We start from the raw sequence: 26,073 nt of genomic DNA, 5'->3' as shown, positions 1-26,073 counted from the left end.
TCAATGCTCCTCCTTCCAGGGAACCAGTCGAGGTTCCGGGTCAAGGATGGATTCGTAATGTTCCAGACTGCCCCACTCGCCGCTGGGATCAATGCGTTTGTAACGCAGATACTTGCGAACCCGGTCTTCGAGGCTGCCTGCCCACCCCAGATGCTGTACTTTTAATTCCGTGCGAATGCCAGGCAATACCGAACTGGACAAGGGGAGACGGGGAACATGATGGTTCTGCTGTGGGTAAAAGTAAGGATACTCCGGCATATAGCGGACAAGTGATGCCGTATGCCGTCTGTGCAGACCCCAAAGTTCGTCATCCCGGTAGTGAGTCCGTCCACCCCACATATCGTAGAATCGGAATGCCACCCAGTCTGCATGGTCCTGGTTGATCAGATCGCGTATCGCTTCCTTGGCCTCCGTACTGTACAGTTCATCCGCATCGACGGACAGCAGCCAGTCCGGTGAAGTACTTACAGCCGCTTGCCATAACGCATTGCGGAGCCGCCATTCCTCTGCAAATAGAGGTTTCTCCAGGATCTCGAGCCGAATCACTTTTGGATAGGACCTGCATATGTCTGGTGTTCCATCGGTACTCGCATCATCCACGATAACGATCTCATCCACGAATTCACTCAGATCATGGAGTACTTCCTCGAGGTATCGTCCACGTTCGTTACGGACCTGCAGCATGGCAGTCAGTTTGTTTCCGTGACTTTTGCGGACACGGCGGATGGAAGAAGGTGTGGGGCGTGAACGCTCGCTTTCCACCTCATTGCTCTTCGAGTCCATCTGATGGTCTGCCAATGTTTCGGAAGAGGAGGGGGGAACTTCAGTCCGAATGTCAGACTGCATGCCCAGCCCCCGATTATGCTGCGTGCGCTTCTTCGGGTCCAGCATCACGGCACCTCCCCGAGCAGCTGCTGTACAGCGTGATCCAGCAGTTCCATCTCCACAATCCGTGCGAGAGCTTCCTCATTCTCCATCGCAGCTTCGAGAAACTGTCGCACTGCCCCGTGACGATCTCCCCGCAAGGCCATGGCAGTCCCTGATAACTCCTGATAATCCCTGCGGCTGGAACGGTCCTGAATATCTGCTGCATGGACCAGAGCCAGAGCATCCTCCACACATTCGGTCTCCTGATATATCCGGAACTTCCAATGCCGGGCGGTTTCTCCTCCAAGCGCATCCAATATCCCCAGCGCAGCACCGTAATCATCGTTTAACCGCAGCAGCTCTGCCTGCACAAGCTGATGCTCTCCCGCCTCCAGCCAGCGGCACAGCTGTTCATAGTGATGCCGTTCCTGTTCGCTGCCTGCACTGATTCCATAGACTTGCAGCGCAGATTCAACCTCTCCTGCTTTGACATGAATGGCCGATAGAAACCGATAGTGTGATTGTACACAGTCACTTCGCCCGTTCATGATCGCATGTGTAAAGGCCTCCTTCAGGGATGCTGCTGCACGGGAGTCGTCCAGCAAATATTCGTAGGCTGCCAGCAAAAAGGAGATCGTCTCATGCGGCCCCGTTTTGGAACGGAGCTGGCGGTAATAGTCTGCACGCATGCTGCACTGGAGCGGCGTGATGGTGTCCGGTGCCTCGGTCACGGTTTGTCTGAGGGCATGAAGAAAAAGAAGCTCATAATCTCTTAGCGGAATTTCGAGATCATCCTTGTGTATGGAGCCAGCCGGAGCCTTGTCTTCACCGCCCAGCCAGACCGCGCGGACGCCCTGAAAGGCAAGTTTCATATACCGTGTTTCCGAAGACGTGCCGATCAGATCGGCAGTACCAACCAGTCTGGATATGCAGCTCTCCCACAGCGGAGAGCTTGCTTCATCGCCTGCCGGCTCGGGAAGAAGCACAATGCTGATCTTCGGTTGCATCGATTGAACTGCTGTAAGCCAGTAGGGGTGTGCAATGACAGCTGCGGTGTGATTTTGCTGGAGCAGAATCTCAGCTTCTGGCAGGGTGATTACTGAAATGGCCGGGGGCATCTCTTCAGAACGTTCCTGACTGCTTACATATAAGACCTCTCCCTCGGCCGAGAGCAGGGCAGCGATGTCCGGATAAGGAAAAGTGGACCATCCCCCTTTACGGGGAAAAAGAATATACCGATTGGGAGGACATTTGCTGTCATCCTCAGTTGACGCTGTTTTCCCGTTGATCTCCGGTACCCATTCGGGCTTATCCATAGGTCTTCACCTCACTTTGAATGCATTCAAACGTTCGGCCCCCGCTTCCGGAGGTGTTCCATCTCTCCACATCATATGTACAGCCCTTAAGGCACTTCGCATGATATGTCTGACTCTAGCATATGGGCATGTTGTGCCAAACATGAGCAACTTCCCTGAATAGACGAAGCAGATAAGCCGCATTTCGGCTGAATTTTATCCAATGTGTGACCATCGTCACATTTTTTTCGCAATTCTGACGTAGATTGTGATAATTGTCACATGTACAAAATAGGCAATCTGGCACAATACGTTCATCACGTATTTGGCGGACAGATAGACAGCGAAGGTGCAGCTTCCATGCCAAATGCAAATCACTGCGATGTAAACAGAAAGAAGGGGTAACGATGGATCCGATTATGTTATCGCGTATCCAATATGCACTCACAACGATCTTCCATTTCTTTTTTGTACCGCTGTCCATCGGTCTTGTGCTGCTGGTAGCCATTATGGAGACGTTGTACGTAGTCAAGGGCAAGGAGATTTACAAAACGATGGCCAAGTTCTGGGGCAAGCTGTTCCTGATTAACTTTGCCGTCGGGGTCGTGGCAGGTATTCTGCAGGAGTTCCAGTTCGGTATGAACTGGTCCGAGTATTCACGCTTTGTCGGGGATGTGTTCGGGGCGCCACTGGCGGTTGAAGCCTTACTGGCGTTTTTTATGGAGTCTACATTTATCGGGCTCTGGATTTTCGGGTGGGACCGGTTATCCAAAAAGGTGCATCTGGCCTGTATTTGGCTCGTATTTGTCGGCACATTCTTGTCCGCACTGTGGATTCTGGCAGCCAATTCATTCATGCAGCATCCGGTCGGTTTCGAGATTAACAACGGCCGTGCCGAGATGAATGATTTCCTCGCCTTGCTTACCAATGGTCAGCTGCTGGTTGAATTCCCGCATACGATCTTTGGCGCATTAATGACAGGGGCCTTCGTGGTAACCGGCATCAGTGCGTACAAATTGATGAAAAAGCAGGATGTGGAGATTTTCCGCAAATCGTTCAATATCGCCATCATCATTGGTCTTGTTTCCTCATTCGGTGTGGCATTCTCGGGACACTTCCAGGCGCAATATCTGGTGGAGACACAGCCGATGAAAATGGCAGCCAGCGAAGGAACCTGGACAACAACGGAAGATCCTGCGCCGTGGACGGTCATCGCAGCAATTGATCCGGACAAACAGGAGAACTCCGGTGAGATCAAGATTCCCGGATTGCTCAGTTATCTATCCTACAGCAAATTCTCCGGCAGTGTTCAAGGCATGAAGGAACTCAATGCCGAGTATCAGCAGACATATGGGCCAGGGAACTACATCCCGCCAGTGCGGACGACGTTCTGGAGCTTCCGTATCATGATTGCTGCGGGTGGTTTAATGATTGTACTCGCCCTGTACGGTTCATTCCTGGCGATGCGCAAGAAGCTGGAGGTAGCTGGAACTTGGTTTATGCGTCTGATGGTTTTTGCCATCTCCCTGCCTTTCATCGCCAATACGTCGGGCTGGATTATGACGGAGGTGGGACGGCAGCCTTGGACGGTATTCGGATATATGACGACCGAAGCAAGTGTATCGCCTAACGTAAGCGCAGGCCAGATTCTGTTCTCTACCATTGCGTTTACGGCGGCTTACACGGTTCTGGGCATTGTCATGGTCTATCTGTTCGTTCGTGAGATCAAGGCAGGTCCGCACGTCGTAGATAAGCCGGAGGAACACGATGAATCAGCCGATCCGTTCGGCATGGATGGGGGGTATTCCGTTGTCACTAAGTGAGCTTTGGTTTCTGTTGATCGCTGTATTGTTTGTCGGTTTTTTCTTTTTGGAAGGCTTCGATTTTGGTGTGGGAATGTCCACAGGCCTGATTGCCAGATCAGATCGTGAACGTCGTACCCTGATTAACTCCATCGGTCCGTTCTGGGATGGAAACGAGGTCTGGCTAATCACGGCAGGCGGCGCAATGTTCGCTGCTTTTCCGCATTGGTATGCCACCTTGTTCAGCGGTTTTTACCTGCCGCTTGTAGTTGTGTTACTCGCATTGATCGGCCGTGGAGACGCTTTTGAATTCCGGAGCAAGATGAAGCAGCAGCGCTGGCGCAAAACATGGGATATCATCATTGTCGTCTCAAGCAGCCTTCTGCCATTTCTGTTCGGGGTTGTCTTTGCAACGCTCATGAAGGGCCTGCCCATTGATGGGGAGATGCAGATGCGTGCGGGATTCCTGGACATCGTCAACCCGTATACGGTTGTTGGCGGTCTAAGTGTAACCTTGTTATGTCTCGTTCATGGGCTGCTGTTTGCTTCCTTGCGGACCGTTGGAGATCTCAGGGAACGGGCGTTGAATATGGCAAATACATTAATGCTGCCGCTGGCCGCCATTCTGGCGGTGTATGCGGTGATGACCTATTTCATGACAGATGTGTTCGCCGTTCGTGGCTGGGCACTCTGGATCATGGTGGTCCTTGGTGCCGTTTCATTAGGTCTCGCTGCGTACTTCGTGCGGCATAAGCGTGAGGGCTGGGCTTTTGGTATGACCGGAGCCGTGATTGCCATCGCGTTTGCCTCTGTATTCATTGGCCTGTTTCCAAGAGTCATGGTCAGTTCCTTGGGCTCAGCGTTCGATCTGACCGTCTATAATGCGGCTTCCGGTGCGTATTCACTGAAAGTGATGACGATTGTAGCCTGCACGCTGCTGCCTTTTGTCCTCGGATATCAGATCTGGAGTTATTACATTTTCCGCAAACGTCTGAACGAGCAGCATCACCTGGAGTACTGACATGGGACGGGGATTGCTGAAGCTGCCGGGGATCCGGCCTGTACTGGCGCTGGCTTCAGCGCTGGTACTGCTGCAGGCGATGACGATCATTATGCAGGCCAAATGGCTTGCCGAGGCCATAACGGCATTGTTCGAAGGGTCATCCATCGCAGAGCAGTACCCTGTGCTGCTGCTGTTCCTGGCTGCTTTTGCTGCCCGGTATGCCATTTCCTTCTGGTTGCAGCTGGTGGCCATGCGATATGCAGAGAAAACGGGAACAGACCTGCGCAGGCAAATGGTGGAGCAGTGGTTCAGGCTTGGCCCGCGTTTTGCCAAAACGGAAGGAACAGGGCATCTGGTCACGTTGGCACGCGAAGGAACAGCCCAGTACAAGACGTATCTGGAGCTATTTATCCCCCGCATGCTGGGCATGGGATTTACCCCAATCGTTATACTCTTGTATGTGTTCAAGCTGGATATCATGTCCGGTGTTATTTTGACGGTGACCCTTCCCATATTGATTGTGTTCTTGATTCTGGTCGGTCTGGCTGCACAGCGTAAGATTGATGGGCAATTCAAGTCATACAAGGCACTGGCCAATCACTTTGTCGATACGCTTCGCGGACTCGAAACGCTAAAAACGCTGGGCCAGAGCGGCAAGCATACCGATACGATTATTCGAGTCAGCCAGCGCTACCGAAAAGCAACGATGTCTACGCTGCGCATGGCCTTTTTATCTTCCTTCGCGCTGAACTTCTTCACCATGCTCTCGGTTGCCTCAGTCGCGGTTGGCCTTGGCTTGCGGCTAACGGAAGGACAGATGCTGCTCGGACCGGCACTGACGGTACTTATTCTGGCACCGGAGTATTTCCTGCCTGTGCGTATGGTGGGTGCAGATTACCATGCCACATTGGATGGCAAGGAAGCTGGAGAAGCGATCGTACAGATGATTGAGCGGGGGAAGGCAGCCGAGCAGAGGCAGGGGGAAGCATATGCCACTACGGTTCTTCAGACACAGGCAGGGACGGACGGAGTGAGATCTGTACAGCAGTCTTCTTCAGACCGTAAACATGCCTCGACCATACGTGTTGTGTTGGAGGATGATCGCACTGCCAGACCAGTGTCTTCAGCTTCATCGAAGCTGATCTGGAACAAGGGCAGCAGGCTGGCGCTTACCGACATCCAAGTGCGTCATGAAGAGGACGGGGCCAACTCGCTGGAGGATGTCACCTTTCAGATTTCCGGTATGATCAAGGTTGGTATCATCGGTGCAAGCGGTGCAGGGAAATCAACGTTGATTGACGTGCTGGCCGGCTTTCAACTGCCCACATCAGGACGAGTATTGGTGAACGGTCAGCCCGTGTCCCTGGAGATGATGGAATTCTGGAGAACACAAACGGCTGCCATTCCGCAGCATCCCTATATATTCAGTGGAACCCTTGCTGATAACGTCCGCTTTTATATGCCGGAAGCATCGGATGCGGAGGTCGAAGAGGCAGCTAATGCAGCAGGTTTGAACCAGCTGGTCTCTTCCTTGCCAAACGGACTGCATGAGCGAATCGGAGCCGGGGGTAGACAGCTCAGCGGTGGGCAGGAGCAGCGGATAGCCTTAGCCAGAGCCTTGCTAAGTGCACGGCCGGTGCTGCTGCTGGACGAGCCAACCGCACATCTGGATGTAGAGACAGAGTACGAGCTGAAACAGACGATGCTCCCGTGTTTTGAAGACAAACTGGTATTTTTGGCTACTCATCGCCTGCACTGGATGGCGCATATGGATCGCATCATCGTGATGGACGGCGGGACGGTTGCCGAGACAGGAACACATGAAGAGTTGCTTGCAAGACAGGGCGTCTATTACCAGATGATTCGGGCCCAGATGGAGGCGGTATAACATGGAAGCTGAACATGAGCAGATAGAGACGGCCCGAAACGGGCGTGTGAAGAGCAGCTGGATTTCTACTTACGTGGTACAGTACCGCTGGAGATTTGCCGGAGTTATCGCACTGGGGACATGTGCTGCATGTTGTGCCGTCCTGCTGCTCTTTACCTCGGGGTTCCTGATCTCCAAGTCTGCGCTCCGCCCTGAAAACATTTTGATGGTATATGTGCCGATTGTGGGTGTTCGTGCGTTCGGGATTTTCCGTGCGGTGTTTCGATATGCCGAGCGGCTGGCCGGTCATGATGCCGTACTGCGTGTGCTTGCCGATCAACGGGTGAAGCTGTATCGGATTTTGGAGCCTCAAGCCCTGTTCCTGCGTTCACGAATGCAAACGGGGGATGTGCTCGGTGCACTTGCAGAGGATGTCGAGCGGCTGCAGGATATTTATCTGCGTACGGTTTTCCCCGCCATCACGGCACTGATCCTGTACGGTGCGGCAGTTATCTCTTTTGGAACCGTGGATCTGGGTTTTGCATTGTGGATGGGTCTGTACTTGTTATTCCTTATTGGGTTGCTGCCATCCATCACGCTAAAGATTACATGGAAACAGAAAGTACGATTGAAAAAGGAGAACAGCCACCTATATGCGCGCCTTACTGACGGTGTACTTGGCCTTGGAGACTGGCTGGCCAGTGGTCGGGCAGCAGAGTTTGTTCGTCTTCAGGAGGAAGGGGAGGAGCGGGCAGATTCCGTTCGGCGCAGCCTGCGAAGATGGACGCGCTGGCGTGATCTGATTGCACAATGTGTCATTGGACTGATGGTGGTGTCCGTGACATTGTGGGCAGGAAGCCAGGCTGCAGCAGGACAGCTGCCCACTGTTATGATCGCGGCATTTGTATTAGTTCTGTTCCCACTTACGGAAGCCTTATTGCCTGTGTCCGATGCGGTGGAGCGTATCCCCGAGTACCGGGAATCGCTGGATCGATTGCAGCATCTGGAGGGTAAGGGACACGCTCCAGATGCTACGTCAGGCAGAGGTGAAACGGTGCAGGCGACTGAAGCCCCTTCTGAATCAGCGGAGATGACGAATCGTTCATGGGATCAACGCATCCGTCTGCGTATCCCTCCGAAGCTGAGAGCAGATATTCGAATCGATCATGTAAGTTACCGCTATGCTTCCGAGAATGCCCATGCGATACAGGGTGTCTCTCTTCATCTGCCCCAGGGGAAACGGCTAGCTATCCTTGGGCGCAGTGGCGGAGGCAAATCCACACTGCTCAAACTGATTCAGGGTGCTCTGCTCCCTTCAGCAGGGGAAGTTCTGATCAATGATCAGCCTGTGCAGACGCTAGGAGACAATGTACCTGATGTCATTGCAGTGCTGAATCAGAATCCCCATCTTTTCGATACAACGGTCGCGAACAATTTGAGGATTGGCCGTCCACATGCAACGGATGAGGAGATCAGACGTGTGGCTGACCAGGTCGGTTTGTCCGGCCTTATCGAATCTCTGCCGCAGGGGTACAATACCCCGATGCTGGAGACGGGCATGCGCTTTTCGGGCGGCGAACGGCAGCGGATCGCCCTGGCCAGGGTACTGCTGCGAGAGACACCTGTCGTCATCTTCGATGAACCTACAGTGGGACTTGATCCTGTGACGGAACGCGCACTGATGCGCACCATTCTGGACAGCATGCAGGGCAAAACGATGATCTGGGTTACTCATCATCTCATTGGTGCTGAACAGATGGATGAGGTCATTTTTATGGAAAATGGACAGATTGCCATGCAGGGTTCTCACGAACAGCTGCTGGCTCGGGAAGAGCGTTATCGTCGCCTCGTCGAGCTCGACCGACCAGGATGGGCAGACTGGCAGAAGCCAGGGGTTCCGTTGCCGCCCGCAGCTTCCAGGTAAGTGTGGTTGGTTTCGAGGGTTGAGGGCTGAGATCATGTTGATCGGATGAAAAGAGAAGACTTACTCCAAGGTATAAAGCTGATGAAAGGGTTATATCAGCCAAAAGACGAGCCCGTGGTTTCACGGGCTCGTCTTTTTTTACTTGATATGGAGCAATAGGGTACGTCCCTACATTTCGACCAACATGAGAATGATGGAAGAGAGACAGAGGCAGGTACTGATGAGATACAAAACGCCAACCACCTGCTTATGGTTCAGCCCTGCACGCAGGAGGCGGTAATGAGCCTGGCTTGCATCGGCCTGATAGATGGCTTTGCCTTGAATGAAACGTTTGATAACGACAAAGATATTGTCGAAGATCGGTACACCAAGGGCCAGAATCGGGATGAATAGGGACAGCATGGTGGCTTGCTTGAATGCCCCATCAAGGGCAATGACAGCCAGAATGAAACCGAGGAATGTCGCACCGGCATCACCCATAAATACCTTGGCCGGAGGTTTGTTGTATTTCAGATACCCAAGCGTTACACCGACAAGCACGATGGACATGAGTGCCGAATCGCTTTGGCCTTTGGCCAGGGCAACGACAAACAGCGTGACTGCCGAGATCGCTGACAATCCGCCAGCAAGCCCGTCCATGCCATCCGAGAAGTTAATGACCGTGGTTACACCGAAGATCCACAGGATCGTCAGAATGAACTGCAGCCAGAACGGAAGCATGACGTATTCCGAGGTCAGCGGGTTCACAAACCCGGTGAATGCAATGCCGGAAGCAAATACGAGCACGGCCGCAGAGATCTGAATGATCATTTTGGGCAGGGCGGGAAAGTCTTTGCCTTTTGTTTTGTACCAGTCATCAATGGTGCCAATCGTTAACAGAAGCATACCGCCTGCAACCAGTGCGGCTGTCTCCATGGACAACTGCTTCGTAAAAGCAATGTATGTCAGGAAGAATCCGGTGAATATCGCGTAACTCGCCGTCAGTGGAATAGGCTGCCTGTGCAGCTTGCGCTCTACGTCCTCCCGTGGCTTGTCCACAAAATCAAGGCGGTGTGCCAGGCGGCTAAGCGGAGGAATGAGCAGAAGCACGACAACAAAAGACAGCAAAAAGGCCATTATGTATACCATAAAATTGCTTGATTCACTCCCATCTACCATTTTTCCCCTATTATACGAGCTGGAGCGGAAATCTGTCGATGTCATTATTGTAACCTGCTTGAACGTACATGTTGGCAGAAAGCCAAAGTTCAGATCATTTATTGAAAATAAGATCCAAAGAAGTGGTTTGCTGTTTCCGCATGATAGCCGTCATCTCCTTGCCAGGTAGCGGCAAAGATAAAATCGCCGGAACCACCTTTGCCTCTTCTCGGCGTATCGCCAGGAATCAGCAGTCCAGCAGCAGCCCAGATCTCAATCAGCGCATCCCGTTCCTGTTTGCTCGAAGGGAGCAGACCTTTCCACAGCTTTTCAAGCGAGCGGGCACTATCCTTAAGATCACCAGTCTGGCAGGCTGCGAGAAGCTGTTCAAGGATGGCCTTGTCTTCCGAGGTTACCTCGTAGCTTGAATCGTTATCAAGAAGCAGCAGCTCCAGATCCATCAGGCAGTAGAGCAACCATCCATGACGGACCCCGCCCCATTTGATCCGCTCAAAATTCAGGACGTTCAGATCGACGTTCACATACTGCTTGTCCGACTGTAACCGCAGGTAATTGCAATCCCCGCATGCACTGGTGTTGGCATGAAGCGCGGGCCGTTCCCCATAGGTATGCAGAGGTAAACGTGAGGTGAGTGCCCAACTGGAGAGCGCACTGCGCAAATATACTTTTTTGGTAGACAGGCTATGCAGAAAAGCCGATACAACCCTGTCCTTCAAGGTAATGTCCTCATGAATTTCTTGCAGACGCCGGACAACCTCATCGTGGGTGGTGGTCTGCGGATCGAACATCACATGCTTGCTCTTGGCATATTCAAAATCATCTCCGGAGAATGGTGCACGTTCTGTCTTCCAACCGCCACCTCCCCAGAATGTGCTCAGCAGTATTTTTGCCGCTTTTTTATCCAACAATGCAATTAACCTCCTGTCGTATTCAATATTAATTCTACAAGACCGGGGAAACGACTGTTTAGATCATCCTTTCGCAAAGAGTAAAAATGCTGTTTGCCTTCAATGCGTGGCTGGATCAGGCCCGCTTCACGAAGAATTTTGATGTGATGGGACAATGTGGATTTGGAAATATGGTCTACTTCGAAGGCGGAACAGTTTTTCTCGCCGGAGCTGGCCAGGCAGTGAGCAATCTTCATGCGCACCGGATCACCGAGTGCATTGCAGACCGTGGTAAACTCCATGTCCGAAGCCATGGGTATCGTAGGTTTTTTCATATCTATGACGGTAGCATATTGAAACGTCTCTTTCAATGTTTGATTTTTTTCGAACTGAGGGTTGTAAGGAGACTGAATCGTGTGATACATTGCTATTCAATAGTTCGAAATTATTCGAACTGAAATTCGCATTGGTTTAAGACCATCAGGAGGAACATCATGACTACCTTGTTAAACAACTATTTTCGCTTATTTGACGCTTCCCGTACGGACGCACGTGCAATGGAGGATTTACTGTCCCTGTTCACAGCGGATGCAGAGATTGTGCTGAACGGTACCAGCAGAAGGGGATTTGAAGGTTTTATGAAAGCATTCTACGAGTACAACATGGACGTCAAACATATGTGGGACGGGTGGGTGCTTCAGCCGGACGGCAGCTATCAGACGAACTGGGCCGTATGTGGGCAAGCTGCTGATGGCACGGTATATGCCAAAACAGGGATTGATATCGCCCGCGTGAATGATGAGGGACAGATTATGTATCTGGAAAATGTGCAGGACGACAAGGATGCATTCAGTAAATATAATCAGTAATGCTTTATAAGTAGTAAAAAAAAGGTGCCCTTAAATGGACACCTGTTTTTTCTGCAACTATTTCTGATGCATCGTTTTATTTTGAAAAGCAGCGATATCCGCATACTCTTCCTCAAATTTGCGGGAGATCCGAATAAAGATCGGCAGCAATTCCCGGTAGATGCGGACATGATCCGGGTCAGGCTGATGGCGATGTGTGGATCCAATCATGCCGGATACCGCACTCAGGGAATCAATTCGGCCAAGTGCATACAAGCCAAGCACGGCTGCACCAAGGCAGGAGCTCTCAATGCTTTCGGGAATAATCACATCCTGGTCGAAGATATCGGCCATCATCTGCCGCCATAATTCGGAGCGGGCGAAGCCGCCCGTTGCCTGAATTTTGGTAGGACGGCCGATCTTCTCTTCAATAGCCAGCATGACGGTATACAGATTGAACAATACACCTTCCAGGGCGGCACGGATCATGTGCTCCTTTTTATGATGAAGCGTCAGACCGAAGAACGAGCCGCGGGCATTCGGATTCCAGAGGGGGGCACGCTCACCTGTCATATACGGATGGAAGAGCAGACCTTCCGATCCTGGTGGTACATTTTCCGCAACCCGTGTGAGCACTTCATAAGGATCAATACCCAGACGCTTCGCTGTCTCTACCTCAGAAGCTGCAAACTCGTCCCGAATCCAGCGGAAAATGACTCCGCCATTATTCACGGGCCCACCGATCACCCACGCATCCTCGGTGAGCGCGTAACAAAAGAAACGTCCTTTCGGATCGGTAACCGGTTTGTCCACGACCGTACGAATGGCTCCGCTGGTGCCGATGGTCACTGCCACCACGCCAGGATCAATTGCATTTACGCCAAGATTGGAAAGCACACCGTCACTGGCCCCGATAACAAATGGGGTCGTGTCTGCAATGCCCATTTCCTTGGCATACTCCGGGTTCAGACCTTGCTTGAGCACATGCGTGGTCGGCACAAGCCGGGATAAATGATCTGGTGTAATTCCTGCCACATGCAGGGCTTCCTCATCCCAGTCCAGCTTCTCCAGATTCATCATTCCGGTGGCCGACGCCATGGAGTGATCAATCACGTACTCATTGAACAGCTTGAGGAACACGTATTCTTTCATGGAGATGAATTTGTGGGTTTGCTTGAACAGCTCCGGCTGTTCCCGGGTCAGCCACATGATCTTGGTCAGCGGTGACATCGGATGAATGGGCGTTCCTGTTCTCAGATAGATTTCGTGACCGTTCATTTCAGTTTTGAGTGCTTCGGTCCATTCCGCGCTGCGATTGTCTGCCCACGTCATGGCACGCATGAGCGGTTTGCCTTGTCCGTCAACAGGCAGGATGCTGTGCATCGCCGAGCTGAACGATACAAACAGAATCTCATCCGGTTTGACACCCGCCTTGGATGTCGCCTGTTTGACGGATTCTACAACAGCTTGGAAAATATCGTCCGCATCCTGCTCAGCAATCGCAGGAGTAGGGGTATACAGCGGATAATCGGCACCACCCTGAGCTACAATGGAACCGTTTTGTTCGAACAATACGGCCTTGGTGGATGTGGTGCCGATATCTACGCCAATCATATAGGGTGAAGAAGCCATTTTGTCATCCCTTTCTCTGAAGCATCTGGTATTTATCTTTAGATAAGAATATCAGACTTGAGGGATGGATCAAAATGCCGAGTCTTAATCTTTCACTGCTCCTGCGGCAATGTCCGAAATGAACTGGCGGCTGATGAACAGGAACATGATAATGAGCGGAATAACTGCCAGTAGAGTACCGGCGATAACCATCGCGTAATCCGTATTGTACAGTCCATTTAACTGTGAGAGAGCAATCTGCAGGGTATATTTCCGTTCATCTGTCAGGACAATGAGCGGCCACAGGTAGTCGTTCCATACTCCGATAAAGGTAAATGCGCCGAGAAACGCAAACGCAGGTCGCAGGATGGGCAGCGCCACATTCCAATAGAGACGGAAGAAATTACAGCCGTCGATCCGGCCCGCATCGAGCAGGTCATTCGGGATGGACTCCGTGGCATACTGCCGAATCCAGAAGATGCCGAAGGCATTCACCATGCCCGGGATAATCAGGGCCTTGAAGGAACCGACCCAACCGAACGTCGCCATAAGCACGAAGGAAGGAACGAGCGACAGCTGGGAAGGCACCATCATGGTGGCCAGCAGCAGGACGAAGAGCCATTTTTTGCCCGGAAACTCAAACTTCGCAAACGCAAAACCCGCTAATGAATCGAAGAACAGCACGAGCACGGTCACCATGCCGGATACAAACAGTGTATTGACAAATGCACCCCAGAAGTCGATCTGCTGCAGCACCCGGCTGATATTATTCCACAGTTCTCCCCCGAACCAGAGCTGGGGCGGAAATGTATAGATGTCGGACGTTGTCCGTGTGGACATTACAATCAGCCAATAGAACGGGAACATGGAAATGAGCATGCCCCCGATAAGACCGGTATACAATACGAGCGATTTGAGGTATTTGGACGTCATGAGCGCTCCCCCTTGTCACATCAGGATGACTTGCCTTGAACAAGCTTCCAGTTCACGATGGAGAACAGGGCGATAATGAGGAACATGCCCCAACCCACCGCTGCACCATATCCGAAGTAATTGTTGATGAACGACTCACGGTAAAGGTACAGGACAATGGTCATCCCGGCTGCGCCTGCACCGCCGTCGTTGCCCACAAGAATCTGAGGTTCGGTGAACAGCTGCATGCCGCCAATCGTTGATGTAATCACCGTGAAGAGAATCACAGGGCGCAACATCGGAATGGTAATTCGGAAGAAGGACTGTATACCGGATGCGCCGTCAATTTTGGCTGCTTCATACAAGGTCTGCGGTATACTCTGAAGTCCGGCGAGATAAATGACAGCATTGTACCCCGTCCAGCGCCAGACGACCATGGAGGAGATCGCCACTTTAATACCCCAAGGCGCATTAAGCCATTCCACGACCGGAAGCCCGACCGACTGCAGGAGATAGTTGAGAAAGCCATAGTTGTTGGCAAACAGTGCACCAAAGATGATCGCCACGGCTACGATGGAGGTGACGTTCGGCAGGAAGTAACCGACACGAAACAGTGTACGGAACTTCACGAACGGCGCATGCAGCAAAAAGGCAACAATCAGGGCGAAGAACAGCATGGGAATGGTTGAGTATATCCAGATCATGAATGTATTGCCCACAGCCTGCCAGAACTCGGCATCCGTCAGCATGTATTTAAAATTGTTCAGCCCATTGTAGGTCATTACGCCAATGCCGTCCCACTTATGGAAGGCCAGGTACAATGAGAAACCGATGGGAAACAGTCCAAACACGGCAAAGAGAATATAAAACGGCGAGATCGCTGCATACAGGGCACGATGTTCCCAAATTTGGGACAGGAGAGATTTCTTCCGATCCAGGTCCGGACGCACGGCTCCGGGTTCGGGAGTGAGATGGGGTTCGGTTACAGCCATATGAATTCCTCCTTATGCGGATATCGAACACACACGTTCTTCAGGTCAACGCTGGAGTTCCCGCTCAACGCGGTGTACGGTATCGGTCCAGACCTGCTGGGGATCGGCATTTTGCTTCGCGACATCATTCAGGCGCCGGGTAATAATGTTGTGTACCGATGGGTAACGTTCACCAAAAAAAGCGTCTGGAACATGCTGTGCCGATTCGGCAAATACAGGCCCTGTCGCCTGTCCGCCGAAGAAGGGCTCCTCTTCTTTCATGGCGGGAGAGTCGAACACACCCGGCGCAGAAGGAAAGAGGTTCAACGTCTGATATTGCTCCAGCTGATTTTCCGGACTCTGCAGCCAGCGCACCAGCTCGTAGGCTTCCTGAGGATGCTCACTGGACTTCAGAATGGACAGGAACGAACCGCCGTTATTGCCATCTCCGCCAGGAGCACGGGCCACCCGCCATTTACCCGATGTATCTGGCGCGGCTTCCTGCAGCACCTGCTTCATCCAGACCGCACCCACGAAGGAGGCAATTTCCCCATTATTCATCGCTGCATTCCAGCCTGGAGTCCAGCCGTCTGCATTCGCCAGCAATCCCTTTTGCTTGAAATCAATGGCGGTATCCCAGCTTGTTCGTACCAGAGGAGAATCCATGCCGATAAACGAACCATCCGGGCGGAAGTAGCGCTCAGCTCCTTGGGACAGGACTTGATTGTAAACGCTTCCAATGTTATCGGTTAGAAATACCTTGCCTCCAAGTTTCTCCTTGATCTGTTCGCCTGCTGCGGCGTATGCTTCCCAGCTATTCAGCTGACGGCTTACTTCCTCGGGTTCAGATGGCAGTCCAGCCTCCTTGAAGAGGTCAGCCCGGTAAAAGAGAGCTGTCGGTCCTGTATCCATCGGGAAACCGATCATCTGTCCGCTGGGCGTGACGCCCTGCTTCCATTTCCATTCAAGATACTGGTCTTCGACGTCCCCAGCGCCGAGATCATACAGGTTATAGAAACGGTCTTCACTGGGGAACAGTTCCATGATCCAGTCGTTTAGGGCAACAATATCGGGCTCGCCTGATTTGGCGGCCAGCGTTGTCTTGAGCTTCGCCTTGAAGTCACCGCCGATCTTCTGGGCAGTCAGTTCAATATTGGGGAACTGTTCCCTGGCCTTGGCAATCAGCTTATCATCAATGGAACGGTTCCAGTACCATAGTGTAAGCGCTACCTTTTTGTTGTTCGCAGAATCGTCTTGTCCTGGCCAGATGGAGCATCCGCTTATAAGCAGCACGCAGACCATCATGATGGCTGTCCAGCAGGTTTTTTTCCGGCGGATCATGTGCACAACCCCCTCATCATTAAGTTCGAGGCATGAAGTACTTTGGACTACAACATCATTCTATGAGCAGTTTATAAACTCATACCCAATATTCCGAAAATGAAACACAAATTTGTGTCGGTTTCGTATCCTGATTTTATTAGTTACTTTAAAAACAAAAGTTACTTGACACAATATAATTTTTATTTTAAACTTGCTTACATAAAGTAACTAATGATGATGACAATAATATAGATACGTACTATAAACGTCCAGTGATCTTTTTTCGGTCTGGATACGAATCAATCTGTATATCAAACGGCTTAACAGGAGGAAACAAACATTATGATCAATTCACATATTATTCAATTACTTGCCCCCAAAATCCAGACTTTTCCGAGTGGAAAAGAATTTATATATCTGGTTGGACCGATTAAGCTCCCGGTCAATCTGGATGGAGAGACGCATACATTCCAGTGGTACAGCTGGCTGAAATCGGATAAGGTCATGGAGAGCGGCGAGTTGATTGAATCGCTGGCTACTGCCGAACTGGCAGAACGTCAGCAGTCGAGTGTGCTCGTATACGGCGATTTTGCCGAAGCGCAGGAAGCGCTGATCCGGATGCACAGCATCTGTCATACAGGCGATATTTTTGGCAGCAAGCGCTGCGATTGCGGCTTCCAGCTGGAGCAATCCATGAAAATGATCGCAGCCCATGGAGCTGGTGCCTTGTTCTACCTGGCGAACCATGAAGGTCGCGGGATCGGTCTGTTCAGCAAAGCGATGGCGTATATCCTGCAAGAGGAAGGTCTGGATACCGTAGATGCGAACCTGCAGCTTGGCTTTACGGATGATGCTCGTAACTACGACGATGCCATCGCTGTATTGCGTGCACTGCGTTCTGCACCGGTTACGTTGATTACCAACAATCCGCGGAAGCTGGCTGCACTGCAGGAAGCGGGACTGAATGTGGGCGGACGTGTTCCGCTGTGGGGAGATCGTTCGGCGTTTAATGAGAAATACCTGCAAACGAAAGTAAGTCGTTCGGGTCACTTGGCAGAGAATGATGGCTGGGCCGGGGCTGATGTACTGCTTCCGCATGCGCAGGCTTAAATTTCACCTTAAGTGTTAAATTAGCGTTGATTCCAGTGAAGGTATCTTGCTGTGCAACCGACCAAAAGTGGCTGTTGTTGTTCACTCCTTAAAGGGTGTATGACAACGGCCTTTTGGTGTTTACGAAAGAGCAAGAACACTACGGGGATGCTTCCTGCTGCCTGGTCCAGCTTGCCGATCTACCATACGGATTATACAATATAGGCAATCTGAATGATGCAGGAGGAACGATGGTGCCATTTGATGGACAGAGCATGTTACCGGCTGCCAAGAGCATGAAGCAGTTCGAAGCGATTATTGATGGCCCTTACACCTATGGGGTTTTGCTGGATACCCACATTGCCCAGTTGAACAGCTTGCTGGACGAGGCAAGGCGGCGAAGCAAAAAAATCCTGCTGCATGCCGATCTGGTCCAAGGGCTGAAGAACGATGAGTACGCGGCAGAATATTTGTGTCAGCATATTCGTCCTGCGGGTTTGATCTCTACACGGGCAACCGTCATTCAAAAAGCGAAACAAAAGGGGATCACCGCGATTCAGCGGGTGTTTTTGCTGGATACAAATGCTTTGGAGAAAAGTTATCAACTGCTGACGAAGACACAACCGGATTATATTGAAGTGCTTCCTGGTGTTATTCCGCATATTATTACCGAGGTAGCGGAACGGACGGGGATTCCCATTATTGCCGGAGGACTGATCCGGTCTGCCCAAGAGGTTGAGCTTGCGCTGCAGGCCGGTGCAACAGCGGTGACCACGTCCAATTTTGACCTGATCCGACATTTTGGGGAATCGCTTACAGAACCGAAACAATAGCATGAATTTCAACATTATTGCATCTGTCAATCCGGCACCAGGGATATCGAATGATGCAATATGCGTACAGGAGGTTGTCGATATGGAAAAGTATATTATGGCTCTTGATCAGGGAACCACGAGTTCACGGGCTATTCTGTTTAACCACAATGGGGAGATTGTACATATTGCCCAGCAGGAGTTTCCGCAGTACTTCCCCAAGCCGGGCTGGGTCGAGCAGAATGCGAATGAAATCTGGAGCTCCATTCTTGCGGTTATGGCTTCTTGCTTGGCAGAGAGCGGCATTAAGCCTGCCCAGATTGCCGGAATCGGGATTACGAACCAGCGCGAGACGGTTGTAGTGTGGGATAAGGAAACAGGTCGCCCTATCTATAATGCTGTAGTCTGGCAGTCGAGACAAACTGCTGATATCTGTGATGAGCTGAAGACGAAGGGCTTGGCTAACCTGTTTCGTGAGAAAACGGGACTGCTTATTGATCCCTATTTTTCCGGTACGAAAGTCAAGTGGGTTCTGGACCATGTGCCAGGAGCGCGTGAACGCGCGGAGCAGGGAGAACTGCTATTCGGTACAATCGACAGCTGGCTGATCTGGAAGCTCAGCGGAGGTACCCATGTAACGGACGTATCCAATGCTTCCCGTACGTTGATGTACAACATCTATGATCTACAATGGGATGACGAACTTCTCCGTATTCTCGATATTCCAAAAGCAATGCTGCCAGAAGTGCGAGGCTCCTCTGAAGTGTATGCGCACACGATGGATTATCATTTCTTCGGCCACCGGGTTCCCATTGCTGGCGCAGCAGGCGATCAGCAGGCAGCCCTGTTCGGTCAGGGATGCTATCACAAGGGCAGTATGAAAAACACATATGGTACCGGGTGCTTCATGCTCATGAATACAGGGAAAGATCCGGTAAAGTCGGACCATGGATTGATCACAACGATCGCCTGGGGTGTTGATGGCAAGGTAGAGTATGCACTTGAAGGCAGCATTTTTGTGGCGGGTTCTGCCATTCAGTGGCTTCGTGACGGATTAAGGATGCTGCGTTCCTCCAAGGATAGTGAGGATTATGCTGCACGGGTACCCTCCACAGATGGTGTGTATATGGTACCGGCCTTCGTCGGGCTAGGTAGTCCATATTGGGACAGCGAGGTCAAGGGCGCCGTATTCGGTCTGACACGCGGCACCACGAAGGAACATTTTATTCGAGCGACGCTTGAAGCGCTGGCGTATCAAACCAAGGATGTTCTGGCGGCTATGGAATCCGATTCGGGGATTGCTGTCGATTCGTTACGCGTCGATGGCGGTGCAGCGGCCAATGACTTTCTGATGCAATTCCAGAGCGACATTCTGGGCATTCCGGTTGAGCGTCCAACGGTGAACGAGACAACGGCTCTGGGGGCAGCTTATTTGGCAGGTCTTGCTGTCGGATACTGGGAAAGTGCGGATGAGCTGAAGAATCATGAGAACACGGAGCGCGTATTCAATTCGCTGATGGAAGAGGATACCAGAAATGATCTGTACGCCGGTTGGCAGCGAGCAGTGAAGGCTGCCATGTCCTTCAAATAAGTAGAAATAAGAAGATTTAGCTATTTGTACTTTTTCATTAAACAAATTCAATAGATGATAATTACTGGTGGAAAATGATGCATAAATTACAGGGGATATTTTCCTGGAGAACGAAATGCATATATCCATGATTAGGAAAATAAAGAGGTTAGTGGATCAGTTTGAAATTACGTCCTTGGACAGAACAATTTTTTGAAATTTTTTTGAATAATGTGTCATTTCAGGCCTTCACGCCGCTCAAAATGTGTGATAGGATTAAGGCACAAGTTAAAAAATGATGTCTGGAGATCGGGAGAGACCACGTACCGCTCAGCAATTGCTGAAGCGAATGACGTGGTCTTTTTTTGTTCTTTTTTGAAGATGGGTTAGCGAAAATAAAGGCAATGAATGGGAGGCATACCGATGACTTCATCTTTCTCGGCAGCGATGCGCGGCGAGTATCTTCAATCCATGGCGAATGCACATTTTGACATATTGGTTATAGGCGGAGGGATCACGGGGGCAGGCATTGCCCTTGATGCCGTGTCCCGCGGACTGAAGACCGCGCTGGTTGAAATGCAGGATTTTGCAGCGGGCACGTCCAGCCGTTCAACCAAACTGGTCCACGGAGGGTTACGATATCTGAAGCAGTTTGAAGTAAAAATGGTAGCGGAGGTAGGACGCGAACGGGCAATTGTCTATGAAAATGGACCTCATGTGACGACACCGGAGCCGATGCTCCTGCCCATCTATACGGGAGGTACGTTTGGGCGCTTCAGCACCTCGATTGGTTTGATGGTGTATGACCGGCTCGCGGGTGTGAAGCGCAACGAGCGCCGTACGATGCTGAACGCTGGAGCTGTCTCGGACAGCGAACCTTTGCTGCGCCGAGAGGGACTGCTGGGTGGCGGGTTATATGTGGAATACCGGACGGATGACGCACGGCTTACCATCGAAGTGATGAAAGAAGCGGTAAAGCGTGGAGCACAAGCTGTGAATTATGTAAAGGCAGACGGATTTGTGAAGGAAAATGGAAAGATCATTGGCATCCAGGCTACGGACCAGATCACAGGCCAGCGTGTTCAATTAAGGGCAAGCAAGGTCATCAATGCTTCGGGTCCATGGGTGGATGAGCTCCGCGAGGTAGATGGTTCACGTCAGGGCAAGACGCTGCAAATGACCAAAGGCATTCATCTGGTGTTCGACGGATCAAGGTTTCCACTACGGCAAGCAGTATATTTTGACACCCCCGATGGGCGAATGGTTTTCGCAGTTCCGCGCGATGGCAAAACATATGTGGGTACCACGGATACTGTTTTCCGAGATGACCCGGCGCAGCCTCTGATCTCTGAAGCAGATCGGGATTATCTAATCGATGCGATAAATGGCATGTTTCCAGATATCCAGATTCGTGCCGAAGATGTGGAATCGGGCTGGGCTGGCATACGTCCATTAATCCATGAGGAGGGCAAGAGTCCTTCCGAAATCTCACGCAAGGATGAAGTGTGGGTCTCCCCTTCCGGACTGATCACCATTGCGGGAGGCAAGCTGACCGGGTATCGCAAAATGGCTGAAATGGTCGTTGATCTGGCAGCCCGGGAGCTGACGCAGGAAACAGGGAAATCGATTGGGCCATGCATAACGAAGAAGATGCCGATTTCCGGTGGGCACGTTGGTGGCTCAGCAGGATACTCCGTCTATGTAGAGCGCAAGATTAAGGATGGGGTAGCGCTTGGACTCCATCGGCAAGCTGCAGAGCGGCTGGCTCGTACCTATGGATCCAATGTGGATGCCCTGTATGACCGGCTGCCTGATCCACGGGTCAAGGCCGAACGGCATGGCATGCCGCAGGAACTGCTGCTCATGCTGAATTATGCAATTGAGGAAGAAATGGCCGTAACCCCGGCAGACTTCCTGGTACGACGAACAGGCGATTTATTTTTCCGAATTGACGAGGTGCGTCAGTATAAGTCGGCAGTTATCCAATACATGAATGATCGGCTGTACTGGACGGATGAGCAGAGAACAGGGTATGAACAAGAGCTGGACCGGCTGATATTGGGGGCATCTGGAAAAATATAATGCAGGATTTTGTATGATGGGGTCGAATGGAACATGTAAGCGCGTAACAAAGAGAGGGGATTACATCCATGACGTTACAGATCGGCATCATTGGAACAGGCTGGTTCAGCAAAGTCCATGCAGATATTTTGGCACGAATGGAAGGCGTCCGTGTGGCAAGTGTGCTCGGGACCACCTTGGAGAAAGCTGAGGCGATGGCTTCCGTGTATGACGCAGCCGGCTACAGCGAGCTTGAACATATGCTGGATGGGGAGAAGCTGGATGCAGTTTACATCTGCGTTCCGCCAATGTCACATGGTTCAATTGAATCGGAACTGATTCGTCGGGGCATCCCTTTCCTTGTAGAGAAACCACTAAGTACAGGAATGGATATTCCGCGCAAGATTTTAGATCAGGTGAAGGATACAGATTTGCTTACTTCGGTAGGTTATCACTTCCGCTATCAGGAAGCAGCTCAGGTGCTTCGGGGGGCAATGCAGGATCAGACGATCGGCATGGCACTTGGACGCTGGATGGGCGGTATGCCGGGCGTAGCCTGGTGGCGCCGCCAGGAAGGATCCGGAGGACAGTTTGTCGAGCAGACAACACATATTGTCGATTTGCTCCGGTACTGTGCAGGAGAAGTTACTGAGGTGTATGCTGCGGCAGCCCAGCGTGTGATGCATGAGAAGCACGATCATGTTACCGTGGCAGATGTAGCGAATGTTACGCTTAAGCTGGAGAGCGGTGCCATTGCGAGCATTGCCAATACATGCCTGCTGCCGGATGGAGAAGGCGGTGCAGGACTTCAATTCTACACGGAAGCCGGAGTATGGGACTGGACACCGGACCGTCTGCTGCTGCCGAGTGCTGCTGCTCACGCGATGGCAGGTCAGGAGATTCCGGCAGGACATAATCCGTATGAGCGGGAGAACGAGGCGTTCATTCATGCTCTTCGGACGGGTGACCGTACGCGGATTCTGTCTGATTACGCAGATGCCTGCCGTACACAGGAGATTACAACAGCAGCGCTGGCATCTGCCGATTCCGGTCTGCCGGTGCAGCTGAAGCCTATTAGAAACCTTTCACATTAATTATTTTATAGTTTAATTGCAGTTCAAGCAGTTCAAGAAAAAAGCCTGAATGGGAAGCTGATCTGGAGAAGATCAGCACCTATTCAGGCTTTTGGTGTTTTAGATTAGAGCGATCTGCATTGCTATCGTTTCAGCCAGTCGGAGGACCAGCCATAAATCTGGGTGATCACCGGCTCAATAGCCTTGCCTTTGGGAGTCAGCTCGTATTCAACCCGTGGCGGAATTTCAGGATACATATGACGGGTTACGATGCCTTCCATCTCCATTTCTTTCAAACGCTCGGATAACAGACGGCCGCTAATGGCCATTTCCGCTTCCAGCTCTGTGAAGCGCTTGGGTCCGGAGAGCAGCTGATACATGATCAGCAGAACCCACTTCTTACCAATGATGTCCATAGCTTGTGTGATCAAACAGGGACTTGGTGATTTTGCTTTTCTCAGCTTCAACGTGTTCACCTCAATTCGCATAACAATGTTGGAATAGTCTAATTGTCTTGTATATAAAAAAAGTGCCTGGCTTACCGCCACTCTGACGAAAAATAAGAAGCATTCATTCCTATAGGTTACGGCAAAAATCCATGCAACAACCCTTTTGTATGTATTATACACTATTTATCAAAAAATTACTTGAATAAATAATCTTATTATTATATACTCACTTCATAAAAGTAAGCCAGTATCCAATAATACCTAATAGATAGATTTAGACCACATTAATCGTTGACATGTTGGCTTGAAAACCGAGTCGTCGCAAGACGGCTTTTACATAGATTTAGCATCTTGCAGATTTGAATTGAATTTGGCATGTGCAGCAGGCAAGATGCTCCCGCTTTTCTTTTCATCTAACCTTTAGATCAGTTACAGGAGGAACATACATAATGAGAATTATTGGATATATTTTTCTGGTCGTGCTTGCAGGTGTATTTGTAATGACGGGGCTTAACAAGGTAATGGGTGCTGAGATGATGGTACAGACCTTCGAGAGCTTCTCGTATCCTAAGTGGACGATGTATCTGCTCGGTGCGGTAGAATTGCTTAGTGCAGTGGGCTTATTGATCCCTCGTACCCGCATGGTAGCAGCAGGTGTACTGACATTTATTCTGATTGGTGCACTCGGAAGTCATCTGATCTACGGACAATACGGGGCTATTGCTCTTCCGGCAATCCTGCTTGTTGCCAATATTGTTGTTCTGGCGATCGGTATGCGCAAGCTGGAGGAAGAAGAGGTTCTGGAAGTCATTCAGGCGTAACTTAATTGAGCAACGAATAGATTGAATAACCAAAGAGGGCGGCTGCCAAAACAGTTGCCCTCTTTTATGATGCGTTTATTTCATTCATTTTTCTTTAGATTGTAAAAAAAGATCACAGGCTTCTCTGCGCTCGGGTGGTGATCCGCCTTGTAGCCTTCGTATCTGACATCTGCAGCCAGGTGCTACAGACCTGGCGAGCCCAATCCGGATTCGATTTGCCGGCATCATTCAGCCAGTTGCTAACTGAATCCTGTACATATTTGTCCGGATCGGATTTCACCGATTCCAGCAGGGGAAGAGCTAAGGCCGGGTTATCTTTAAGCAGCTGAATATGCTTAGCCCAAACGCCGCGGGGTCTAATGGATTCAATGGCGAAGCGTCTGATTCGCGGATCAGGATCAGCTGTCCAGGGTAGAAGGTGCTCCAGGGCAATGGGTAACTCGTTTATGATCGGCTCACGTACAGCCATCCAGGCAATCTCGCGCACACCGAAATGGGGGTCTGCGGCGAAGGGGCGGAGACGATCAAGCTTTTCATTTAAGGACAGCTGCGAATCCATTCCAATCATGTAAGCTGCCCAGCAGCGAACGCTGTCGGAATGATGCTGGGCAATGGAATAGAAAAGTTCCGTCCGATATTCAGTATCCCTATGATCCATGAGAGCAAGCCAAGCAAGAGCTATAGCCGGGATGATCTTCATAATCCGCTGCTCATTCAACTGCTGTAACTGCTGAATGATTTCACGGGTATCCTCGATCATTTCCCAATCATGGGTGACTTGATGGAATAGAACGATGTGATCGACTGCGAGCCATTCCGTCAGGTTGACGGTTTCGATCTGTCCGGATTGGAGAAGGTTGCGGACATGCTCCGGAATATCTGCCGCTTTGCGAGCACCTTTTCGTAGAAGAATATCACTGGGGATCGTTGCGTGTGCCTTTGCTTGCATGACTAAGCTCCTCCTTGTATACGTGTCTATACGTACACGATACAGTGAGCAGCAGGCAGGAGATGTAATCCATCTTACATGTGGGCAGACAGGTCGTGCATGGAGGTCATTTCATCCCGATGCAGGGATGCCGACTTGAAACCGGTACGGATTCTCCCGGCTTTTGAGAGCTCCTGCAGTGCGACAGTAACCGATTCCCGGCTTGCCCCAACCATCCAGGCAATCTCCTGGTGGGTCAGTGCGTGATGGATTCGGAAGTAATCCTTTTCCTCAGTCGATCCCATCTGGCTGGCTAGTCGGAAGAGAGTATGCATAATTTTATCATGGAGATTCCCGAGGGCCAGCTTCTGTGTAAGCTCACTCATGCTCTTGATCCGCTCGCTCAGCACCTTCATCAGGTTCATCATAAATGCGGGGTGTTCAAGCAGAAACTGGTCAAAACGCTGGCGGTTCATCAGGCAAATGTCGGATTCCTCCATCGTTTCGATATACAATGCACGTGTACCAAACGAGAACCCATTCATTTCTCCAAACACGTTGCCTTCTTTCAGAATATCGAGTGTAAACTGCTTTCCTTCTGGACTCAGTGTATAGAGACGGACGGCCCCCCTTTTCACAAAATAAAAGCCTTCGGCAAATTTATCCGGGGTCTGGATCAATGTATTTTTGGGCAGGGTGGTGATGGATGTCATGCTGTCCATTTCGATAAGATCCGCTTCGGACAGACTGGACATCAGATTAAACCGGGATAAATACAGCATGTTATTCATGGGACTCTCCT

At 51.0% G+C, this 26,073-nt stretch carries 23 protein-coding genes; 11 read left to right on the top strand and 12 right to left on the bottom strand.

The window, feature by feature from the left end; genetic code table 11:
- On the bottom strand, positions 1–891 hold the full coding sequence (locus GUA98_RS15570; protein ID WP_227779681.1) for a glycosyltransferase: 891 nt from the start codon (positions 889–891) through the stop codon (positions 1–3).
- The gene (locus tag GUA98_RS15565; protein WP_193723653.1) at positions 891–2,183 is read right to left on the bottom strand and encodes a hypothetical protein; all 1,293 of its coding nucleotides are present in this window, start codon (positions 2,181–2,183) and stop codon (positions 891–893) included. The genes GUA98_RS15570 and GUA98_RS15565 overlap by 1 nt, the downstream gene beginning before the upstream one ends.
- A gap of 386 nt (positions 2,184–2,569) precedes the next feature.
- Here GUA98_RS15565 and GUA98_RS15560 point away from each other — a divergent pair, with 386 nt between their 5' ends.
- From GUA98_RS15560 to cydC, 4 genes are read left to right on the top strand one after another with little or no spacing between them, the layout of a single operon-like run.
- Positions 2,570–3,985, top strand: a complete 1,416-nt coding sequence (locus GUA98_RS15560; protein ID WP_193723652.1) for a cytochrome ubiquinol oxidase subunit I — start codon at positions 2,570–2,572, stop codon at positions 3,983–3,985.
- Positions 3,930–4,985 (top strand): cytochrome d ubiquinol oxidase subunit II, encoded by a 1,056-nt coding sequence (gene cydB, locus GUA98_RS15555; protein WP_227779680.1) that lies wholly within the window; start codon positions 3,930–3,932, stop codon positions 4,983–4,985. The genes GUA98_RS15560 and cydB overlap by 56 nt, the downstream gene beginning before the upstream one ends.
- Before the next feature lies 1 nt (position 4,986).
- The gene (cydD, locus tag GUA98_RS15550) at positions 4,987–6,855 is read left to right on the top strand and encodes a thiol reductant ABC exporter subunit CydD (RefSeq protein ID WP_193723651.1); all 1,869 of its coding nucleotides are present in this window, start codon (positions 4,987–4,989) and stop codon (positions 6,853–6,855) included.
- 1 nt (position 6,856) lies between these two features.
- On the top strand, positions 6,857–8,758 hold the full coding sequence (gene cydC / locus GUA98_RS15545) for a thiol reductant ABC exporter subunit CydC (RefSeq protein WP_193723650.1): 1,902 nt from the start codon (positions 6,857–6,859) through the stop codon (positions 8,756–8,758).
- A gap of 168 nt (positions 8,759–8,926) precedes the next feature.
- Here the strand turns inward: cydC and GUA98_RS15540 are convergent, their stop codons facing one another.
- The 3 genes from GUA98_RS15540 to GUA98_RS15530 all read right to left on the bottom strand — a co-directional run bounded on the left by GUA98_RS15540 (position 8,927) and on the right by GUA98_RS15530 (position 11,138).
- Positions 8,927–9,886: an MraY family glycosyltransferase gene (locus GUA98_RS15540; RefSeq protein ID WP_095360332.1), complete on the bottom strand. Its 960-nt coding sequence runs from the start codon at positions 9,884–9,886 to the stop codon at positions 8,927–8,929.
- A gap of 128 nt (positions 9,887–10,014) precedes the next feature.
- Positions 10,015–10,821, bottom strand: a complete 807-nt coding sequence (locus GUA98_RS15535; RefSeq protein ID WP_193723731.1) for a hypothetical protein — start codon at positions 10,819–10,821, stop codon at positions 10,015–10,017.
- 8 nt (positions 10,822–10,829) lie between these two features.
- On the bottom strand, positions 10,830–11,138 hold the full coding sequence (locus GUA98_RS15530) for an ArsR/SmtB family transcription factor (protein ID WP_227779679.1): 309 nt from the start codon (positions 11,136–11,138) through the stop codon (positions 10,830–10,832).
- 159 nt (positions 11,139–11,297) lie between these two features.
- Between GUA98_RS15530 and GUA98_RS15525 the strand changes: the two genes are divergently transcribed.
- Complete coding sequence (locus GUA98_RS15525) at positions 11,298–11,672, top strand: nuclear transport factor 2 family protein (protein ID WP_153980312.1); 375 nt, start codon at positions 11,298–11,300, stop codon at positions 11,670–11,672.
- Positions 11,673–11,729: 57 nt separating this feature from the next.
- Here the strand turns inward: GUA98_RS15525 and gntK are convergent, their stop codons facing one another.
- The 4 genes from gntK to GUA98_RS15505 form a co-directional block, all read right to left on the bottom strand.
- Positions 11,730–13,283, bottom strand: coding sequence for a gluconokinase (gntK, locus tag GUA98_RS15520; RefSeq protein ID WP_193723649.1), 1,554 nt, complete (start codon positions 13,281–13,283; stop codon positions 11,730–11,732).
- 84 nt (positions 13,284–13,367) lie between these two features.
- Positions 13,368–14,195, bottom strand: coding sequence for a carbohydrate ABC transporter permease (locus tag GUA98_RS15515; protein ID WP_193723648.1), 828 nt, complete (start codon positions 14,193–14,195; stop codon positions 13,368–13,370).
- A gap of 20 nt (positions 14,196–14,215) precedes the next feature.
- Complete coding sequence (locus GUA98_RS15510; RefSeq protein ID WP_227779678.1) at positions 14,216–15,166, bottom strand: carbohydrate ABC transporter permease; 951 nt, start codon at positions 15,164–15,166, stop codon at positions 14,216–14,218.
- 45 nt (positions 15,167–15,211) lie between these two features.
- A complete protein-coding gene (locus tag GUA98_RS15505) occupies positions 15,212–16,486 on the bottom strand; it encodes an ABC transporter substrate-binding protein (RefSeq protein WP_193723647.1) in 1,275 nt (424 codons plus the stop codon).
- Between the two features lie 324 nt (positions 16,487–16,810).
- Between GUA98_RS15505 and GUA98_RS15495 the strand changes: the two genes are divergently transcribed.
- From GUA98_RS15495 to GUA98_RS15475, 5 genes are all read left to right on the top strand, one after another.
- Positions 16,811–17,578, top strand: coding sequence for a GTP cyclohydrolase II (locus GUA98_RS15495; protein WP_110758492.1), 768 nt, complete (start codon positions 16,811–16,813; stop codon positions 17,576–17,578).
- A gap of 233 nt (positions 17,579–17,811) precedes the next feature.
- Positions 17,812–18,390 carry a glycerol-3-phosphate responsive antiterminator gene (locus GUA98_RS15490; protein WP_312027081.1) on the top strand — a complete coding sequence of 193 codons (579 nt, stop codon included), beginning with the start codon at positions 17,812–17,814 and terminating at the stop codon, positions 18,388–18,390.
- A gap of 82 nt (positions 18,391–18,472) precedes the next feature.
- Positions 18,473–19,960, top strand: a complete 1,488-nt coding sequence (glpK, locus tag GUA98_RS15485; RefSeq protein ID WP_193723646.1) for a glycerol kinase GlpK — start codon at positions 18,473–18,475, stop codon at positions 19,958–19,960.
- Positions 19,961–20,362: 402 nt separating this feature from the next.
- Positions 20,363–22,021, top strand: a complete 1,659-nt coding sequence (locus tag GUA98_RS15480) for a glycerol-3-phosphate dehydrogenase/oxidase (protein ID WP_193723645.1) — start codon at positions 20,363–20,365, stop codon at positions 22,019–22,021.
- Between the two features lie 68 nt (positions 22,022–22,089).
- Positions 22,090–23,094, top strand: coding sequence for a Gfo/Idh/MocA family protein (locus GUA98_RS15475; RefSeq protein WP_193723644.1), 1,005 nt, complete (start codon positions 22,090–22,092; stop codon positions 23,092–23,094).
- A 122-nt stretch (positions 23,095–23,216) separates the two neighbouring features.
- On the opposite strand, the gene GUA98_RS15470 is transcribed toward GUA98_RS15475, so the two are convergent.
- A complete protein-coding gene (locus tag GUA98_RS15470) occupies positions 23,217–23,489 on the bottom strand; it encodes a winged helix-turn-helix transcriptional regulator (RefSeq protein ID WP_227779706.1) in 273 nt (90 codons plus the stop codon).
- A gap of 482 nt (positions 23,490–23,971) precedes the next feature.
- Between GUA98_RS15470 and GUA98_RS15465 the strand changes: the two genes are divergently transcribed.
- A complete protein-coding gene (locus tag GUA98_RS15465; protein ID WP_193723642.1) occupies positions 23,972–24,343 on the top strand; it encodes a DoxX family protein in 372 nt (123 codons plus the stop codon).
- 112 nt (positions 24,344–24,455) lie between these two features.
- Here the strand turns inward: GUA98_RS15465 and GUA98_RS15460 are convergent, their stop codons facing one another.
- Complete coding sequence (locus GUA98_RS15460; RefSeq protein ID WP_227779677.1) at positions 24,456–25,292, bottom strand: DNA alkylation repair protein; 837 nt, start codon at positions 25,290–25,292, stop codon at positions 24,456–24,458.
- Between the two features lie 74 nt (positions 25,293–25,366).
- Positions 25,367–26,062, bottom strand: a complete 696-nt coding sequence (locus tag GUA98_RS15455; RefSeq protein WP_193723641.1) for a Crp/Fnr family transcriptional regulator — start codon at positions 26,060–26,062, stop codon at positions 25,367–25,369.
- Between the last annotated feature and the right edge of the window lie 11 nt (positions 26,063–26,073).

The sequence above is a fragment of the Paenibacillus sp. P13VS genome, assembly GCF_015143645.1.
GTDB lineage: Bacteria > Bacillota > Bacilli > Paenibacillales > Paenibacillaceae > Paenibacillus > Paenibacillus xylanilyticus_A.
Note: the sequence above shows the minus strand (reverse complement) of the source record. Positions and strands in the feature narration are given on the sequence as shown.

Coding starts and splice junctions, on each gene's coding strand:
- GUA98_RS15570 (WP_227779681.1), bottom strand. CDS start 891: ATGCTGGACCCGAAGAAGCGCACGCAGCATAATCGGGGGCTGGGCATG.
- GUA98_RS15565 (WP_193723653.1), bottom strand. CDS start 2,183: ATGGATAAGCCCGAATGGGTACCGGAGATCAACGGGAAAACAGCGTCA.
- GUA98_RS15560 (WP_193723652.1), top strand. CDS start 2,570: ATGGATCCGATTATGTTATCGCGTATCCAATATGCACTCACAACGATC.
- cydB (WP_227779680.1), top strand. CDS start 3,930: ATGAATCAGCCGATCCGTTCGGCATGGATGGGGGGTATTCCGTTGTCA.
- cydD (WP_193723651.1), top strand. CDS start 4,987: ATGGGACGGGGATTGCTGAAGCTGCCGGGGATCCGGCCTGTACTGGCG.
- cydC (WP_193723650.1), top strand. CDS start 6,857: ATGGAAGCTGAACATGAGCAGATAGAGACGGCCCGAAACGGGCGTGTG.
- GUA98_RS15540 (WP_095360332.1), bottom strand. CDS start 9,886: ATGGTATACATAATGGCCTTTTTGCTGTCTTTTGTTGTCGTGCTTCTG.
- GUA98_RS15530 (WP_227779679.1), bottom strand. CDS start 11,138: ATGAAAAAACCTACGATACCCATGGCTTCGGACATGGAGTTTACCACG.
- GUA98_RS15525 (WP_153980312.1), top strand. CDS start 11,298: ATGACTACCTTGTTAAACAACTATTTTCGCTTATTTGACGCTTCCCGT.
- gntK (WP_193723649.1), bottom strand. CDS start 13,283: ATGGCTTCTTCACCCTATATGATTGGCGTAGATATCGGCACCACATCC.
- GUA98_RS15515 (WP_193723648.1), bottom strand. CDS start 14,195: ATGACGTCCAAATACCTCAAATCGCTCGTATTGTATACCGGTCTTATC.
- GUA98_RS15510 (WP_227779678.1), bottom strand. CDS start 15,166: ATGGCTGTAACCGAACCCCATCTCACTCCCGAACCCGGAGCCGTGCGT.
- GUA98_RS15505 (WP_193723647.1), bottom strand. CDS start 16,486: ATGATCCGCCGGAAAAAAACCTGCTGGACAGCCATCATGATGGTCTGC.
- GUA98_RS15495 (WP_110758492.1), top strand. CDS start 16,811: ATGATCAATTCACATATTATTCAATTACTTGCCCCCAAAATCCAGACT.
- glpK (WP_193723646.1), top strand. CDS start 18,473: ATGGAAAAGTATATTATGGCTCTTGATCAGGGAACCACGAGTTCACGG.
- GUA98_RS15480 (WP_193723645.1), top strand. CDS start 20,363: ATGACTTCATCTTTCTCGGCAGCGATGCGCGGCGAGTATCTTCAATCC.
- GUA98_RS15475 (WP_193723644.1), top strand. CDS start 22,090: ATGACGTTACAGATCGGCATCATTGGAACAGGCTGGTTCAGCAAAGTC.
- GUA98_RS15470 (WP_227779706.1), bottom strand. CDS start 23,489: ATGGACATCATTGGTAAGAAGTGGGTTCTGCTGATCATGTATCAGCTG.
- GUA98_RS15465 (WP_193723642.1), top strand. CDS start 23,972: ATGAGAATTATTGGATATATTTTTCTGGTCGTGCTTGCAGGTGTATTT.
- GUA98_RS15460 (WP_227779677.1), bottom strand. CDS start 25,292: ATGCAAGCAAAGGCACACGCAACGATCCCCAGTGATATTCTTCTACGA.
- GUA98_RS15455 (WP_193723641.1), bottom strand. CDS start 26,062: ATGAATAACATGCTGTATTTATCCCGGTTTAATCTGATGTCCAGTCTG.